The organism is Paenibacillus sp. QJM3NY_38 (genome assembly GCF_056173265.1).
This window is the reverse complement of the sequence record NZ_CM149665.1, coordinates 3425018-3440642: the sequence shown is the minus strand read 5'-3', so window position 1 is coordinate 3440642 and position 15625 is coordinate 3425018. Positions and strand designations below refer to the sequence as shown.

At 47.5% G+C, this 15625-nt stretch carries 16 protein-coding genes; 3 read left to right on the top strand and 13 right to left on the bottom strand.

The features are described 5' to 3' along the window. Window positions 1-79 precede the first annotated feature (79 nt). From AC0VZ8_RS15985 to AC0VZ8_RS15975, 3 genes are all read right to left on the bottom strand, one after another. A complete protein-coding gene (locus AC0VZ8_RS15985; protein ID WP_475487505.1) occupies window positions 80-1426 on the bottom strand; it encodes a response regulator transcription factor in 1347 nt (448 codons plus the stop codon). Beyond that, window positions 1419-3176, bottom strand: coding sequence for a sensor histidine kinase (locus AC0VZ8_RS15980; RefSeq protein WP_071221828.1), 1758 nt, complete (start codon window positions 3174-3176; stop codon window positions 1419-1421). The genes AC0VZ8_RS15985 and AC0VZ8_RS15980 overlap by 8 nt, the downstream gene beginning before the upstream one ends. A gap of 191 nt (window positions 3177-3367) precedes the next feature. Continuing rightward, on the bottom strand, window positions 3368-4150 hold the full coding sequence (locus AC0VZ8_RS15975; protein ID WP_475487504.1) for a phytanoyl-CoA dioxygenase family protein: 783 nt from the start codon (window positions 4148-4150) through the stop codon (window positions 3368-3370). Between the two features lie 124 nt (window positions 4151-4274). Between AC0VZ8_RS15975 and AC0VZ8_RS15970 the strand changes: the two genes are divergently transcribed. Further along, window positions 4275-5162, top strand: coding sequence for an AraC family transcriptional regulator (locus tag AC0VZ8_RS15970; RefSeq protein ID WP_071221830.1), 888 nt, complete (start codon window positions 4275-4277; stop codon window positions 5160-5162). Between the two features lie 175 nt (window positions 5163-5337). Here the strand turns inward: AC0VZ8_RS15970 and AC0VZ8_RS15965 are convergent, their stop codons facing one another. After that, window positions 5338-5829, bottom strand: a complete 492-nt coding sequence (locus AC0VZ8_RS15965; protein WP_071221831.1) for a hypothetical protein — start codon at window positions 5827-5829, stop codon at window positions 5338-5340. Window positions 5830-5952: 123 nt separating this feature from the next. Between AC0VZ8_RS15965 and AC0VZ8_RS15960 the strand changes: the two genes are divergently transcribed. Together AC0VZ8_RS15960 and AC0VZ8_RS15955 are read left to right on the top strand one after the other, a co-directional pair. Beyond that, entirely contained in the window at window positions 5953-6609 is a 657-nt protein-coding gene (locus AC0VZ8_RS15960; RefSeq protein WP_475487503.1) for a hypothetical protein, read from the top strand. Between the two features lie 24 nt (window positions 6610-6633). Further along, the gene (locus tag AC0VZ8_RS15955) at window positions 6634-7119 is read left to right on the top strand and encodes a hypothetical protein (protein ID WP_475487502.1); all 486 of its coding nucleotides are present in this window, start codon (window positions 6634-6636) and stop codon (window positions 7117-7119) included. 111 nt (window positions 7120-7230) lie between these two features. Here AC0VZ8_RS15955 and AC0VZ8_RS15950 read toward each other — a convergent pair whose 3' ends face one another. The 9 genes from AC0VZ8_RS15950 to AC0VZ8_RS15910 form a co-directional block, all read right to left on the bottom strand. Further along, window positions 7231-7680 (bottom strand): DUF1569 domain-containing protein, encoded by a 450-nt coding sequence (locus tag AC0VZ8_RS15950; protein WP_475487501.1) that lies wholly within the window; start codon window positions 7678-7680, stop codon window positions 7231-7233. 93 nt (window positions 7681-7773) lie between these two features. Beyond that, window positions 7774-7956 carry a DUF4181 domain-containing protein gene (locus AC0VZ8_RS15945; protein ID WP_475487696.1) on the bottom strand — a complete coding sequence of 61 codons (183 nt, stop codon included), beginning with the start codon at window positions 7954-7956 and terminating at the stop codon, window positions 7774-7776. Window positions 7957-8163: 207 nt separating this feature from the next. Beyond that, window positions 8164-8616: a hypothetical protein gene (locus AC0VZ8_RS15940; protein WP_475487500.1), complete on the bottom strand. Its 453-nt coding sequence runs from the start codon at window positions 8614-8616 to the stop codon at window positions 8164-8166. Between the two features lie 244 nt (window positions 8617-8860). Continuing rightward, window positions 8861-9499, bottom strand: a complete 639-nt coding sequence (locus AC0VZ8_RS15935; protein WP_475487499.1) for an RNA ligase family protein — start codon at window positions 9497-9499, stop codon at window positions 8861-8863. Between the two features lie 14 nt (window positions 9500-9513). Next, window positions 9514-10473 (bottom strand): AAA family ATPase, encoded by a 960-nt coding sequence (locus tag AC0VZ8_RS15930; RefSeq protein WP_475487498.1) that lies wholly within the window; start codon window positions 10471-10473, stop codon window positions 9514-9516. Between the two features lie 167 nt (window positions 10474-10640). Beyond that, a complete protein-coding gene (locus AC0VZ8_RS15925) occupies window positions 10641-11771 on the bottom strand; it encodes a GntR family transcriptional regulator (protein ID WP_475487497.1) in 1131 nt (376 codons plus the stop codon). Between the two features lie 118 nt (window positions 11772-11889). Beyond that, window positions 11890-13482 carry an ABC transporter substrate-binding protein gene (locus AC0VZ8_RS15920; RefSeq protein WP_475487496.1) on the bottom strand — a complete coding sequence of 531 codons (1593 nt, stop codon included), beginning with the start codon at window positions 13480-13482 and terminating at the stop codon, window positions 11890-11892. A gap of 63 nt (window positions 13483-13545) precedes the next feature. Continuing rightward, window positions 13546-14442 (bottom strand): carbohydrate ABC transporter permease, encoded by an 897-nt coding sequence (locus tag AC0VZ8_RS15915; protein WP_216531383.1) that lies wholly within the window; start codon window positions 14440-14442, stop codon window positions 13546-13548. 37 nt (window positions 14443-14479) lie between these two features. Beyond that, on the bottom strand, window positions 14480-15439 hold the full coding sequence (locus AC0VZ8_RS15910) for an ABC transporter permease (RefSeq protein ID WP_475487495.1): 960 nt from the start codon (window positions 15437-15439) through the stop codon (window positions 14480-14482). Between the last annotated feature and the right edge of the window lie 186 nt (window positions 15440-15625).

Genomic DNA, 15625 nt, shown 5'->3' with positions numbered 1-15625 from the left:
GCTGCTTACGTCTCATTATAGATTCCGCCCGAAAGCGCTATCAATTTTAAGTTTTTTACATCTCTTTCACTTTTTTTACTTATTGGGTATTTCGGTATTCCTGTGGGGAAACCCCCATCTTTTTCTTGAAAAATGTCGTGAAATAAGAAGCAGATTCGAATCCGAGCCGAGTGGCAATCTCCTGCAGTTTCATATTCGTATGCTGCATCAGATGAAGCGCTCCCTCCAGCTTTTTCGCCTGGATATACTCTAGCAGGTTGTGACCTGTCAGCTGCTTGTAGTAGCGAGACAGATAGGACGGGTTAAAATGGACTTCCTCCGCAATCGCGGTCAAGGAGACATCCCCGGATAAATGCTCCAAAATATAGTTATGGATCTGGTCAATCACATCGAATTTCATATCATCATCCTGCGTGAACCGGTCGTAATCTCGCCCGATATCTTCAAGCTCTTTAGCCTTTTCAATGTCCACAATGACCATATTTTGACCAAGCGCAGCCCTGCACTGCAGCATGGATTGTATAACATCAAGCTGCTGCCCCGAGGTATCCCACTTATGGAGCAGATTGCCGGATATCCCGAAAGAAACATGAACACCGAGCAGTTCCTCGCATTCATTTTGGACCAGCTCCAGGATGCCCTTCATATAGGATATAAACCTGTGCCAATGCAGCTCATACTCCGGCTCATCCCCGCGAAAACGATTCCGAAGCTCCGCATCCGGCTGCAGCAGCCATACCTGTAAGGCATCATACAGAACAGCATGCTCGCATGTAAATGAGGAGGGCAAATCGTTGATAAACGTCATCTGAACAGCTTGCGCCACATCCTTTGTTTTCGTCTCCGCTGCGCCGCTGATCCTTCCCAAGATAAAGAATGCCGGCTGGTCTACATCAATGCGGAACTCCACTTCTTCATAGCGAGGCTCGGACAATAGACGATGAACAGGTTCTCCTTTCAATACCTTACGTATCAGCTCCCGTTTCAGCAGAGGCTCGGCGATTTGAAAATGCACTTTTGCCTTTTCCGCCTGGATTCTGCGACGATTCTCCTCATCAAGCTTAGAGGAGGCCTCTTGAACAGCTTGAAAAATCGGATCGATTCCTTCGGTTTTCAGGATGTAATTATCCACGTTTTTTCGCAGTGCTTCATGTACATAATCAAATTCACTGTAACCGGTCAAGAAAATGATTCGGCAATGCGGCCAATAGTATGTAATTTCATCTATCAGTTGAAGCCCGTTCTTATGGGGCATTCGTATATCGCTGACCAGGATGTCCAGCTTCACTCTCATGGCAATCTCCAGCGCTTCCTTGGCGGAATAAGCTTTGCATACATCCAGTTCCAATTGTGTATGCTCCTGAAATAGCTGAACCAAGCCGTTAACGATGACAGGTTCGTCGTCTACGATCAACAGTCTATACATGATGATGCCCCTCCTCTATCCCATCGATGATAATGATCAGATCCACCTTTAAGCCGCCATAGGCGCTGCGAGAGATGAATAATCCGCTGCCTGGCCCGTATTTAAGCTGAAGCCGGTTGTTCACGTTGACCAAACCTGTTTTTTCAATATGCTTCGAATCCATCGCAAGCTTATCCTGCAAACGCTGCAGCATGTCATTCGTTAGCAGCTTCCCGTTATCCTCCACCGTGACACGCAATTGGCCTTCCCGGTAATCGCTGCTGATGTATAATTTCCCCTCCTCCATACCGTCTTCAAACGCGTGCTCAAACGCATTTTCTACAATAGGCTGTATGATGAGTCTCGGAACGGTAATGAACGGAGGGATGTCCGAAATCTCCTTATGCTCATATGTTATCCGGTTCGAGAAGCGGATGCCTTGAATCTCGCAGTAATCGAGAGCATGCTTGTATTCCGTATAGAAAGGAACCTCGTCGGAGCCGCTTCTCGTGATGTATTGATAATAGCTTCCGAGCTTTTGCGATAGCTCCGCTGCGCTGTCCGAGTCTCCAACCTTGCACATCATATAAATATTGAAGAAGCTGTTATATAGGAAATGCGGATTGATCTGGGACTGCAGTTGCTTCAGCTGCGAGTGCTGCAGTGCTATTTTTTGCTCATAGTTTTCCTCAATCGAATGTTTGAGCTTATGCGCCATCCTGTTGAACCCGTTAAATACGTAATGAAACTCATCTTTGCTTCTGGAATCGATCATGATGTTCAAATTATCGGTTTCGATCATATGAAAGGCTTTGACAAGCTTGGACAGAGGCCTGTGGATCATCAGATTAACCGAGAACGAATAGAGCACCATGACGGTCACCGCCAGAATAAACAACGTATAAAACCATGTAATGAATTGGCTTAAAGGCCGCGTGATTTCATTTTGGTTCACATACATGACCAGGGACAGATGCAGCGCGCTAACTTCATTCTGGATGATAAAATAGTCTGCGCCATCCAGCTCCCCCGTCCCCGATACACTTTGTTCCGGGCTGGGATTGTCCAGGATATGACTCAAAATCTCGGATGACTCATCATCCCGCGAAGCTGTCGTTAATATGGTCCCCCCTTCTTTACTCCCGAGTAATACTTCGGATTCCGGATACAGCTTGGCAATTTCGCTTAAAGCCCCCAGCAGCTTGGATCTGGAAATTTCGATGTAGGACCAGATGCCGCCGTTGTTTTCGGTTTCAATCAGAAAAATCCGGTCACCGCTGCGGTAAAAAGAAGGCTTGGGCATAACCGACATCATGGAAGATATCCGTTCCATTTCCTTATTGGGCGTGTTGGTTACGCCCGTTGTGGTGGAGATCGTTTTCCCGATATCTTTTACGTAAACACCGGCGCTCACAATGTACTCACTGGAGACCATGAGGGTTGCAAGCCGATCCCTGACCTGATCAATAAGCTCCACCTCTTCATAGTCTTCCAGCATGCTGCCCCGAAAGCTCAGCTTCTGCAGATCCTTGTCATTTAACAGCTGCAGCTGTAAATTCCGGATAAAATACATCTCTTTATCGAGCTGTTTGGAATAGAAGGATGCGCCTGCCGTCGCGGAGTTCAAGAGGGACTCCTTCGTAACGGACATCCCCTTATAATTCAACCAAATATTCATCGAGATGAGAGGAAGTAATAATAGAATAAAAACGATGACGATTTTCTGATATACAAACCATTTCGATGCTTTGCCCGGAGCTTGAAGTTTCATGCGTTCCCCCCATTTTGTATCAACCGATCTATTATCATCTAGTATAGGGGGGCTGGCTAACTTTACAACGAAATATTTTTACATGTTAGTTGTGAACATGACCAGCCATGAATTTCAGGCATAGAAAAAAGCCCCGCAGGGGGCTTTAAGCTGCTTTGAATTAAAACAACGGGCTCAGCACTATGATGTGGTCATTTCGAACCGATGATTTTATATTTTGGCTTCACGTTGTTGAAATCCGGATTGGTTCCGCTTACCATTAGGCCCATTCCCCAATCGAAGTGAACATCCGCTGTAGGGACATCCGCTGCATCTCGATATTGGAACAGGATGTTTCTCCGCGTACGATCGCTCCGGTTCACGTCCGAACCATGAATGGTCAGGTAATTAAAGAAGAGCACATCGCCCGCCTTGGCTGGGCACGGGGTTCCCGAAGATAATGGATACTCCTTGTGGTTCAAATAGTAAGCGCCGATATGCGGCAAAACGCCCTGTTTATGGGACCCCGGCACAACGCATAGGCAGCCGTTCTCCATATCGGCATCGTCGAGATGAACGCTGGCTGCTAACATGGTGTGATCGCGATGCGGGAAATACGGATAGTCTTGATGCATGGGAAACGCGGCCCCGTTAGCAGGAGGCTTCACCAGCATTTTCGAGTGATGCAGTTGCACATTCGGACCGATGATTCCGTTCAACGCTTCTGTCATACGGGGATGGATTGCCGCTCGCATGAACGCGGCATCATGATAGTGCACATCGTGAAAACCTTTCAGGACCAGCTTCTTAAGCTGCTCAGGCGGCAGGAAATCACCTTGCCAGGCATGGTTTTGATCCGATTTGGCGCGTGCCGCCCTCTGGATGATCCCATCAACTGCCGCTCTCATATCCTCAACTTCCTGTTGATTATAAACGCCCCGGACCAGCAGGTACCCATTCTCTTTGTAAAATTGCACATCCTTCTCGTCAATCATCACCATGCACCCTCTCGATATTTTATGGAATTTCTAGTTTAATTATAGTAAGGGCAAGCGAAATCGTATTTGCACGGGGATGACGACGTTTTGCAAAATTACGCCAAAGGAGCTGTAAACTGCCTTGTATCATTGGAGCAAAAGCGAGGAACGCCTTAATCGTTATGCCGGACGGCTTGAGGGTGAAAGCCTCTCATTCCTTGTCCATTACTGGGGGACCGTCCGGCATTTGACGGCCAATTCCATACATCGCCATTCATTCTATGAGATTTGTTATGTGGACGGCGGGACCGGTGTATATACGGACGAAAATCAGACTTATCCCTTATATGAAGGGGTAGCTTTCTGTACACGCCCAGGTCGGTTACATCAGATTAAAGACGTTCACGATCTGAATCTGTTGTTCGTTGCGTTTGAAGCGATGGAGAAACCATCAGCTCCCGATGTATCGGTGAAATACATGGAAGCGCTTGATCGATGTGCTGTTTGGACCGAGCATGCGGGCGAATCACCCGCCACCCAAATATGGAAATCCATGCTGATCCGGTCGGAATCCGATGACTCGCTGCCTTCATCGCTTCTGCCCAAGCTGGCACATGTACTCCTGCAATCCTTTCCTGGTTTGCTCGGGGCTTCCGGCAGCTTCGAAAGCGCTCCACTCCTATCATCCACATTACAACTCATTCAAAAGGCAAAGTTGTACATAAGAGACAACCTCAGCGGGCCTGTGTCACTACCCGAAGTAGCGGCTTACCTGAATGTGTCCGAGCGGCAATTATCCCGATTGTTTGCGGAGAGCATCCATGAATCCTTTACCTCAATGGTTCGCACCGAACGGATCCGGGCAGCCGAATTAATGCTCCAGCACACCCAAGAACCCATCAAGGTGATTGCAGAGCGAACCGGGTTCTCATCCGTTCATTACTTCACAAGGCTGTTCACCAAGTTCAAGGGCATCCCCCCTGCCGCTTATCGAGCGAAATGGGCCTTAGAGGCGGATCGACAAGAATGATCTCGCAGCCTTCCATTCACGAGGCTGCTTGTATTTCTAACCTGGACATTCGTCACATTGCCTAGTACGGGGCACATGCAGCAGATTGGTCTGCTCAAAGCTCAGCCAGTCCTCAAGAGATTCCCCCTCTTCCGGCAAATTCCGCTGTGCTTCATCCGACATAAACCCGAATTGCTCACTCCTTCAAATTAGGGGAACCCGCGAAATTTACGTATCGTTTCATCTTCTGCTCAAATACCGTATCATAGCGGAATTGCCGTGGATATCGATCTTCGCGCAGCATTTCGTACAATACCGATTGTCCTTCCTGGTAGCGGACCGCAAACTCACATTCATCATAAAATTTGCGGGATAGCCGACGAATCTCGTTATCCCCACTATGGCTTCGCCAACCCAGCTGAATCATATCCAGCTGATCCAGCGGATCGCGATACGTGTCCAGCACAATGCAGGAAACCGAATCCTCCACCTCGTGGAATACCAGAACATGTCCGCTATTCACCGGACTATCAAAGTACCGTTCATATATATTTCTTACGGGAATCGTTATGCCAAGCCGATCCATCACCGCTTTGAAGTTCGGGTGTACCTTATACTCGTCAGAGCGTTCATCCGGATACCATACGAGCTCGGAAATCGACGCTGTAATATTGAATTCATATTTCATCTCTCGTAGCCCCCTCATACGGGATATTCTACCATATTTCATTCCTGAGTTCGTATTCCCTCGCTTAACCACGGTGACTTGGCGTGTTATAATTCGGTTAATATGCTGGAAGGGATGAAATAAATGCTGGAAATGGAAGCCGCACTAACGAGATTCATAGAACAACAGGACTTATATAATCGGGATTTCGGGCTCTTCACCGATCATGAAATACGACAGCGGTCCGATGTCCGGATGCCACCCGTGGATGAACGTATCAGGCTGTCCCCTGAGCTGATCTATCTATATAGCCATTATGAGATGATTGACGCTATGGCCGAAGGAACCCATAAAATGAAAAACGCGGCGGTTGAGATCGGAGAATCGGCGGTTATCTACTTTGTTTCTCCTGAGCATCTGACCCGGCAGCAATTGGGTTATCGCTGGATTAGCGACGGTGGTGAAATCGTGGAATCGAGCACTTGGCCTGTTCATCACGTCGTGATTGCCAATGTGAATGATGATCCGCTGATTGTAGACGTCCAAGCCAGTGGTTCGCCCGTATATGCCGCATTCGAAGGTGGCGAGCCTAAGCTGATCGCGAATTCGCTTGCAGATTGCTTTCACGCGCTGTCCATTCTCATTCAAGGTGCTCTTCATTTCCAAGGTGAAACCAGCGACGAAGAAACCTATGAGACCAAACCGGATTTTCTCGCCCATGTGATGCCATCACTGACTGATCTTTTGGGAAGCGAGCAAATGGATGCCCTGCTGGAATATTTATCGCTTCAAGAATACTAAGGAGAGATGGATAAGGAGATTTGCATGACAGGAACTTTAACTTTAATCCGGTATAACGGAACCGAAAAACACGCTTTGACCGAATCCAAAGCCTATCCAACCCGCACCCAAGTCAATGAACGGCCGCACATCATGCTCTGGTTCGAGACCGAGACGGAACCCGAGCCGCTCCAGTCTTTACCGGACTCGGATGAAATATTGAACAATCCGGATGCGGAGCTTACGATTTATCTGGATAAGTTAAAACTCGATGAGTTTGTACCGCTGGAATTTACGATAACCCAGGGTTACAACGAGAACTCCAGAAGCCTGGATGCAAGGTTGTATTATTTTGAACACCAAGAAGTGAATAATAACCGGGGACGCATTGAATATCGAGGAAATGGTGTATTTTACGTATATTGGACGGGAACAACGATGGACGTCAACTATTATGACGGCAGTATGCCGGATACCCGGCTGGAGCTGGAAGGCGAGTTTACAATGGAGAAATACGCGGATTGGTTATAAAGAACAATAGATAATCTGCAGCAAACCCTCCTACCTCGTAGAGTCAACGTACGTTGTATGCTGGCTCTACGGAGGGATATTCGCATCAATACTGCACAGGTTTCCTGAGCCTTAAACACCAAACTGTTTCAAGTGATGGTCCAGATGCTTGTATAATCCCCTCCCCCATTGCTCCGGAGTCAATTTACCGAAGAATGCATGAGGATGCGTGGTACATCTCTCAGGTCCGTTCTTTTGGAATGCTATAATTTTTTCTTTCAATTGTTCTCTTTCCGCTTCAAATTCCCTTGGATCCGCAATCAAAATATCCGGAATCGTAGACATATTGCGGGGTAACGGTTTTTCATTATAAAACACAGGCTTCGCAAGATTCCCTACCAACCTGCCTAACCAGCCTCTTGGCGGGTTTGTGATGCCCATGGCGATATCTTGGAACGCGGAGCAGTGAGACAGCATTTGGGCAGCATCCATTTTTCCCCATAACGGTTGTGATTGAGCGCTTAATGTGTCGATTCGGTTTAAGATTTGAGTCATATCTACATGATTGAACATATTATTCATGTTTGCCTCTCCCCATAATGTAATCCATGACTAAACACCTGATTACATTATAGCTGACCCATCTCCGGGACATTTCTTTCTGATTGCTTTTTTTTAATATTTTAATAAGAGAATTAATATCATCAATCCTGTGAAGAAAAGCGAAACTGAAGCCAATAGGATTGAAACTTGATGGTGCCTGCTTTCACGCATGTATTTCCACTCCATATATCCGCGAAAGCAGAAGATTACGGATAATAAGAACGGCCATATGGGATTGGGTCTGCTCCTATCCATCGTCCATATAAGGATGAGTATCGGAATTAATAAAGCCCAAGAGCCCAGAAGATACCATTTATGGACCGGTGTGTCACGCATCTCTTCCTCGCCTACGTCGATGATCTTCCTTAAGACCCATTGACCAACACAAATAACAAGGATAATAAATGAGTATAACCCCTCCATTATCATCCTCCTTTAGGTGGAATAATAAGTAAGTGCTTTCTACAGCCATCTCATAAAAAAACCTTTAGAAACCTTCACACGTCTTTCGCGTGCCCAAAACTCCAGCTGCCTGATTCCCTCCGTCTGCTCCTCCGCAAACGTAAAACATAACTTTAGAGGGACGATTGCACGCCCTTTCAGCTTGATCCCGACCACCGGTTTCCTGTCATGGTTGATCAGCAAACATTTCACAGCTTCAACGTTAATGACTGTACCGTTTATGACGATTCCGTCTTGAGTCATTTCCAACACGCCTGGTTTCATCAGATAGGTTCGATATACGGAGATGAGGAATACGGCGAAACAAAAAACTAACCACACCATGCAGGCATAATAAAAGAAGTCCCTTTCTTCATGGCCTCTTATTATATTTTCAAGAAGAATAGCGATTAAAATCAACATCGAAATCATCAATCTGATCCCTGAAGGAGCAGAAACTCGAAACATCTTCATATTCTTCTTTACTCCTATCATGAAATAATGAGGGTCTGTATTCTGATCCATATGTATAGGTTCATTATACTTGAACTAACAAGATGTGGTAACCCTATGTACAAACAACAATAAAAAAAGCCCCGATTTAAGCGGCAGCTCCTGTCTTTATCTATTTACATTATCTCATATAAAAAGCAATCTGGAATTACATGATCAGCACCTCATTTTCTAAAACTTAGTGTTTATTACAATCACCCATCGTCTATTCCGCAGCAGCCAAACGATTCGGTTCGATCAGTTTGCTTAGCCAATGCTCATCGGTTTGTACGTGATTCTTGCGAACGAACTTGGCAACGCTGCCTTTAAAGTCGTCATATGCAAATGCGGAAGCCAGCCGAACCACATAACCTTCCTGCTCCCCGCCGCAGTCTGACTGCTTCGTATAACAAGCCTTGGCAGCATCCTCGTCCCAGATGCCCCGGTACAAGACAGGAACAGTAACCAGCCCCAAACGTTGCGCCCATTCCTCCGTCTCATCCCATGACAGGCACACATTCAACTCATTCCACACGGAGAACAGCATGAAGTAGGACGGCAGCGCCGAGTACAAAAGCGAATGCTTGGCATATACGTTTTCCCCGCAGAGACGATAACCCTCCGGAATCAAATACTTGATGCCCCCATGCAGCGTCTTCACATAATGACGGGAAGGATGATCCTTGCTGTCCAGCGATCTCGCATGAATGAAACCGGGGTACATCGTGGTGTTCTCCCCGTCCATTTTCTCGGTAATGACGACCTCCTGTCCCGTAAAATGGTCCGTGTTTCGTAAAATCTTATCGTCATCCGTATATCCTCTGGACCAAGGCAAATGCATCGTTTTGGGATACTTTATTTTCATCGTTGTTCACCTCCTTATTTGCCGAAGGTATCGGCTTCCGCGAAGAAATACAGCTCTGCCAGCATATCTTCGCCTAACAAATGATAGATTTTGGATGCCCCTGCATCCCCTCCATGCAAAATTTCCATATGAAAGCTCACAAGTTGAACGACGTGCTGAATGAAATCATCATCATATCCAAGGTCCTGCAATGTATGGCAGGTTATGCTTGCCGATACGTGCTCGTGCCCATAATAGGAATAGTACCCTCTTGCTTTCTTCCATACTTTGCAAAACGGCTTGCCCGCGTCATGGAACAGTGCTGCTAACTGTATAGCCAGTAGATGCTCGCCTTCATAGAAAGCATTGATATATTCCAGCACGGTATACGTGTGCTCCGACAATGTTTTGGAATGATGCGGATTCTCCTGATCATATCCCAGCATCACATTGAAATAGGGCGATTGAGACAAGTAGAGAAATAACTCATCATGACCCGGTCTGCGTGTTAACAGCACTTCCAGTTCTTCTCTTGCAAGCTGCGTTTCGCTCTGCTCATGAACGAGATGCAGATCACTGAATCCTTCTCTCATGACAGGAAATTCAAGGTTCTTGGCATATTTCGTCATGATCTTCTCGTCGAGCCGGCGTTTGCGTCCCTTGACTCTTTCCAGAGCCACTTCATAAGGGGTTGTGCAGATATGGCATTCCACCGATCGATCGCCAAATCGCTTCAGGAACTTCTGTCTCCGCTCCCGGCTGACATTGGTGGCATCAAAAACGACATTTCGTCCGGACGCAAGCGCCTGTTCGATCTCGGCGAAAGCTGCATCAAATACCAGATACGTATTTTTCTGTTTGGATTCGCTGCCGAACAATCTTTCACGGATCGAGTCCGTCGCAACGATGACGGCCCGCTCGCTTTTGCATAATTGTTTGGCATAATAGCTTTTTCCGCTGCCGGGTATCCCCACCAGCATATGAATGGTACACATGTTGTTCACCTCCTCCGTGCCTCTAAATAATGTACCATCCTTGCGGAGTGATTGAGTAAGTAGAGAATTATTATACTCAACTTTTACATACCTATAAAAAGGCTGATTGCAGCAGGTAAGAAGCCCTTCCCGGCAATCAGCCTTCATATCATCCTTTCATATCCTATCTACTCCGTGACTTTCCCTCTAGGAGCAGCTGCGGTTGTATCACGCTCCACCAGCTTGACGGGGATCAGTGTCCGGTCCGGTGTCTGTTTCCCTCTCTCGAGCCAGTTTACAACATGTTCGGCAGCTTGGCGTCCAATCTCGTAAAAATTCTGCTCAACGGTGGTCAGCGGAATTATGACATGCTCTGTGACAGGATTATTATCAAAACCTATGATCGAAATATCCTCCGGAATACGGATCCCTCGTTCCAAACAGCGGTTCAACAGGTTGGCGGCGATCAGATCATTCTCCGTCTGAACAGCCGTTACCCCTTCCGTCCGGTAAGAGTCCAGCAGCTCATTATAAAATCGTTCAAAGCCAACCTTCTCCCGATAATCCTTCATATTTAGCCTGATATAACGGCTATCAACGGGAAGTCCATGGTCCTTCAGCGCTTGGCAGTATCCGAAATACCGGTTGCGCACCGAAGAGGTTGATTCAATGCTGACTGCTGTAAGAAACGCGATCTTTCGATGACCGAGCTCAATCAGCCTGGATACGGCTTGATAGGATCCACTGAAATTGTCAGAAACCACCGCCCCTACCGGCAGACTGTCAAAATATTTATCGATCGTCACGATCGGATAATCTTCAAGGCAAAGTCGATGCAGAATGTCGTAGTTCGTCTGATCGTTCCGCGGATACAATATAATGGCCGCAATGCCCTTTCGGATCAGCATTTCCAGCAGATCGCGTTCTTTCTGGGAATCGTAGTCGCTTTGGTGAATGCTCAAATAGTAACCGTTCGCGTTGAGCCAGTCCGAAGCTCCGCGAATATATCCCATCGTGCCGCGATCGTCTTCGGAAGGCAGGATCAGCGATATCATTTTATCCATTCCAACCGACCGCTGCTCCTGCCCACGTTGCCGGGGTTTAACAAAGCTGCCGCTTCCCTTGACACGGTAGATAAACCCGTCCCGCTCCAGCTCCTCAAGCGCTCTTCTTGTTGTAATACGGCTCACGCCGAAGGTGGAGCTTAGCTCGGCCTCCGTAGGAAGCTGGGCTTCAGGAGCATAGTGGCCTGAAGAAATTTGCGATTTCAGCTCATCCATCATCACGCGATACAGCGGTGGTTTATTGTCTTTGGTCAACTTGGTTCTCATCCCATCTATATCTATTTTCCAGTGTAAATCTTGTCGTACTAAAATTATAGCGTTTGCATCATTGGCATGTAAACCGCTCCTATCTTCCTACTTCGAGTCATTTCGATTACTTTACATTTGTATAACGTTCATACTGCGCTCGTTTGATATCCAAGTAGCTCTGGGCTCCCATTTTGTCCAGAGTCTTTACGTAGTTATCCCAGTCCGTGTCCAAGCTGGCTTTCCCCGTCACAAACTTCACCCGCATCTCCTCAATGTATTTATTGATATCGGTCAGGATCGCGCTCGTTTGATTGGCTTCCTCATCCGTAGGAACAAAATCTGGCCAAAGCTCTTGGGGCGCCAACTGATCCAGCTCAGCCGGATCCGCCTTAATCTCGTCGGCTACCGTCGTCCCACGTGCCGCCATCCGCAAATCGTCGTCTGGCTCAACATATGGATAATAAGCACCATACACATTATCAACATATTGGAAAGCGCCCAGCTGCACGCCGCCCTTGTAATTTAGAATCTCGTCCTTGTATTTCGGTTTGCCGTCAACCATATCATAGGTTTCGCCCTCAAGTCCAAAGGTGGCAAAGTTAATCCCTTCCTCCCCATAGAAATAATCGATCCACTTGATGGTTTCAACCGGATATTTGTTTTTGTTGGTGATGACAAAGCCGAAAATCCCTTTGGCCGGCGGCCCCAGCACCCCGGCGACTTTATCCCCGTTCGGCCCCTCGAGGGCATGAATGCCTACATAGTTCTCGGCTGCATCCTTACCGATATATCCCGGTCCTTCCCATACAAACGAACCGATCAGATTGTTGGAGCCGTCCGTAGACCACTTCGCATAATCATAGCCTGTCGTAAAATTTTGCTGGGCCAGTGACCCGTCCTTGTACAGATCGCTCATGAAACGGAGCAGTTCTCTGTACTTCGGATCATTAAACGTTGTCTTAACCTGTCCGTCCGCGTCCTTATATAGATATTGACCGAATGCCTTGGCACCGCCTTCCCCCATGCCGAAGCTGCCAGCCAGGAAACTCTCCAGGAAAGTCCAGTACTGCGATTCAAGCACCCACCCGAGACGGGAGCTGTCCTTCTCCCGAACCTTCATGAGCGCTTGTCGGAACTCCTCGGTCGTCTTGGGCACTTCAAGCCCCGCTTCATCCAGCCAATCCTTATTGATATACAGGCGAACGGAATTGAACGCTTTAGAGAAATCGACGTAAGGCAGGGCATAAATATGCCCGTCCGACATCGTGATGGCTCCCTTAATGTCCGGATTGTCCTTCAGGAGTTTGTTCAAATTCGGAGCATGCTGCTCAATCAGCTCCTCGAGCGGAACAAATAAGCCTTGTTTGCCGTATTTCATCAGCTCGTCGGTTCCGAAAGCAATGCGATAGAATGCATCCGGCAGGTCGTTGGAGCCGAGCATGACATTTTTTCGTTCGTTGACGGCGGAACCCGCCAGCTCCTCAAATTCGACTTGAATGCCGGACATTTCTTCGTATTTTTGCCACATCCATAATTGATCGGCCGGAGGATGCACATCGGTATACCCGCGCTTGACAATCCTTAGCTTGATGTTCCCAGGATCTCCGTCCGTTCCGGCCGGTTCCGGTTCCGCCTTACCCCCTGAACCGCCGCAGGCGGAAAGCGTCAACGAAAATGACATCGTTAAGGCAAGCAGAAGTTTCATTCCTTTTCTCATATCCATATCCCCTCTTTTCATGATTATGAGTTCCAAGCGGTAATGACCGCCCTCTATATCGGCTTACCCTTTGATAGCTCCCACCATGATGCCTTTCTCAAAGAAACGCGACAACAGCGGATACAACAGGAGCAGCGGCAGCGCGGATAATACGACGATCGCATATTTCAAGCCTTCCTTGACCATCATCTGATCCGCATATTCGGCACCGACCGATATTCCGGCCATTTCCTTGAAGTCGTTCTGAACCAGTATTTCTCTTAAAATCAGCTGCAGCGGAAATTTACTACGATCCGTCAAATAAATCATAGCGTCAAAATAAGAGTTCCAATGGCCGACCCCGTAAAACAGGATCATTACGGCAATGATCGGCATCGACAAAGGCAGCACAATTCGATACAGCATATGAAAATCATTGCAGCCGTCGACGTAGGCGCTCTCTTCGAGCTCCACCGGAATCCGGGTCTGGAAGTAGGTTCGCATTATAATCATGTTGTAGGCGCTGATCGCACCAGGCAGTACCAAGGCCCACATCGTATTCAGAAGTCCGAGCTCCTTGTTTACCAAATAAAGAGGGATCAGTCCACCGCCGAAAAACATGGTGAAAGCAAACAGCAGCGTAAACAGTCCCTTGCCGTAAAAACGCTTTCTGGAGAGCGGATAAGCGCCAAATACCGTCATCATAATATTGATCGCCGTCCCTATGAATGCGTACAGAAGCGTATTGGCATACCCTCTCCAGATCTCGCTGTTCTCGAACACTTTGGCATAACTGTCAAGATTGAAGCCTGCCGGGAACAGCAGCAGCGGCTTGTCCCAAATTTGGCGCGGATCGGAAAATGAAGCAAACAAAACAAAGAGAAGCGGGTACAAAATGACGATGATTACCAGAATGGACAGCACTAGAATGATGATATCGGCCAGCTTTTCTCCAGGCGTTCGTTTGATATTCAGCAGCACTTCTTACATTCCCTCCTTAATCCTGCATCGACGACTTCTACCATAAGCTGGTCTCCCCCGCTTTGCGTGCAACCGCATTGACGATAATCAGGATGATAAAATTGATCACATTGTTGAACAGGCCGACTGCCGCTGAAAAGCTGTACTGGGTGTTAAGCAGTCCGCTCTTGTACATGTAAGTGGAGATCACCTCGGAGGTTTCCAGGTTCATCGCGTTTTGCATCAACAGAATTTTCTCGAAGCCGACACTCATGATGCCGCCGGCGCTCAAGATGGACAGGATCACGATGGTCGGAACGATACCGGGAATCGTTATATGCCAAATTCGCCGAAATTTGCTGGCCCCGTCCATATAAGCCGCCTCGTACAGGTCAGGCGAGATGCCCGAGATGGCAGCGCTGTAGATGAGCGAAGACCAGCCAACTCCTTGCCATACGCCCGACCAGACGTATAGATGCCAGAATTTCAATGGCTCTGCCAAATAATCGACCGGTTCCCTCCCCAAGGAAACAAGGATGGAGTTGAAGACGCCATTCGTCGGCGAGATAAAGAAGAACAGAATACCGACCGCGACCACAACCGAAATGAAGTGCGGTGCGTAGGAGATGCTTTGGGCGAATGAGCGGAATTTACGATTTCGAATCTCGTTGAACAAAAGCGCCAGCAGGATCGGAGCGGGAATGCCAACCAACAGACCGTATAAACTGATCCCGATGGTATTCTTCAGAATCGTCCAAAAATAATATGCGTCAAATAACCGCTCGAAGTGCCCGAATCCGACCCATGGACTGTTCCAAATGCCAAGGCCAGGCATAAAATCCTTGAAGGCGATCTGAACGCCGTACATCGGCCAATAATGCCAGATCAAAAAATAAAGCACCGCCGGCGAGATAATGATATACAACCCGATATTTCGCTTAAGCTGCCTTTTAACATGCGTCCATTTGTTGGACTTTGGAGCGGGCTGTGGGGATGCCGAGTTTAATCGGGCGTCCATGCTTTGTCATGACCTCCTTTTTCTCGATCAAATTGCGTAAGTGAATATTAGCCACGGTGGACGACTAATATCGGCTTCCGTTGGCAATGCACCACCTCCTGCTCGTACTTACTTGTATTAACAATTTTGAATGTATTGATTATTTGTTATAACACATTCTAGTTAGCATTCAATTTCCAGTCAATA

What these genes read in the sequence shown, in the direction of transcription:
- AC0VZ8_RS15985 (WP_475487505.1), bottom strand. Translation starts at nt 1,426, where the DNA reads ATGTATAGACTGTTGATCGTAGACGACGAACCTGTCATCGTTAACGGC.
- AC0VZ8_RS15980 (WP_071221828.1), bottom strand. Translation starts at nt 3,176, where the DNA reads ATGAAACTTCAAGCTCCGGGCAAAGCATCGAAATGGTTTGTATATCAG.
- AC0VZ8_RS15975 (WP_475487504.1), bottom strand. Translation starts at nt 4,150, where the DNA reads ATGATTGACGAGAAGGATGTGCAATTTTACAAAGAGAATGGGTACCTG.
- AC0VZ8_RS15965 (WP_071221831.1), bottom strand. Translation starts at nt 5,829, where the DNA reads ATGAAATATGAATTCAATATTACAGCGTCGATTTCCGAGCTCGTATGG.
- AC0VZ8_RS15960 (WP_475487503.1), top strand. Translation starts at nt 5,953, where the DNA reads ATGCTGGAAATGGAAGCCGCACTAACGAGATTCATAGAACAACAGGAC.
- AC0VZ8_RS15955 (WP_475487502.1), top strand. Translation starts at nt 6,634, where the DNA reads ATGACAGGAACTTTAACTTTAATCCGGTATAACGGAACCGAAAAACAC.
- AC0VZ8_RS15950 (WP_475487501.1), bottom strand. Translation starts at nt 7,680, where the DNA reads ATGAATAATATGTTCAATCATGTAGATATGACTCAAATCTTAAACCGA.
- AC0VZ8_RS15945 (WP_475487696.1), bottom strand. Translation starts at nt 7,956, where the DNA reads ATGGATAGGAGCAGACCCAATCCCATATGGCCGTTCTTATTATCCGTA.
- AC0VZ8_RS15940 (WP_475487500.1), bottom strand. Translation starts at nt 8,616, where the DNA reads ATGAAGATGTTTCGAGTTTCTGCTCCTTCAGGGATCAGATTGATGATT.
- AC0VZ8_RS15935 (WP_475487499.1), bottom strand. Translation starts at nt 9,499, where the DNA reads ATGAAAATAAAGTATCCCAAAACGATGCATTTGCCTTGGTCCAGAGGA.
- AC0VZ8_RS15930 (WP_475487498.1), bottom strand. Translation starts at nt 10,473, where the DNA reads ATGTGTACCATTCATATGCTGGTGGGGATACCCGGCAGCGGAAAAAGC.
- AC0VZ8_RS15920 (WP_475487496.1), bottom strand. Translation starts at nt 13,482, where the DNA reads ATGAGAAAAGGAATGAAACTTCTGCTTGCCTTAACGATGTCATTTTCG.
- AC0VZ8_RS15910 (WP_475487495.1), bottom strand. Translation starts at nt 15,439, where the DNA reads ATGGACGCCCGATTAAACTCGGCATCCCCACAGCCCGCTCCAAAGTCC.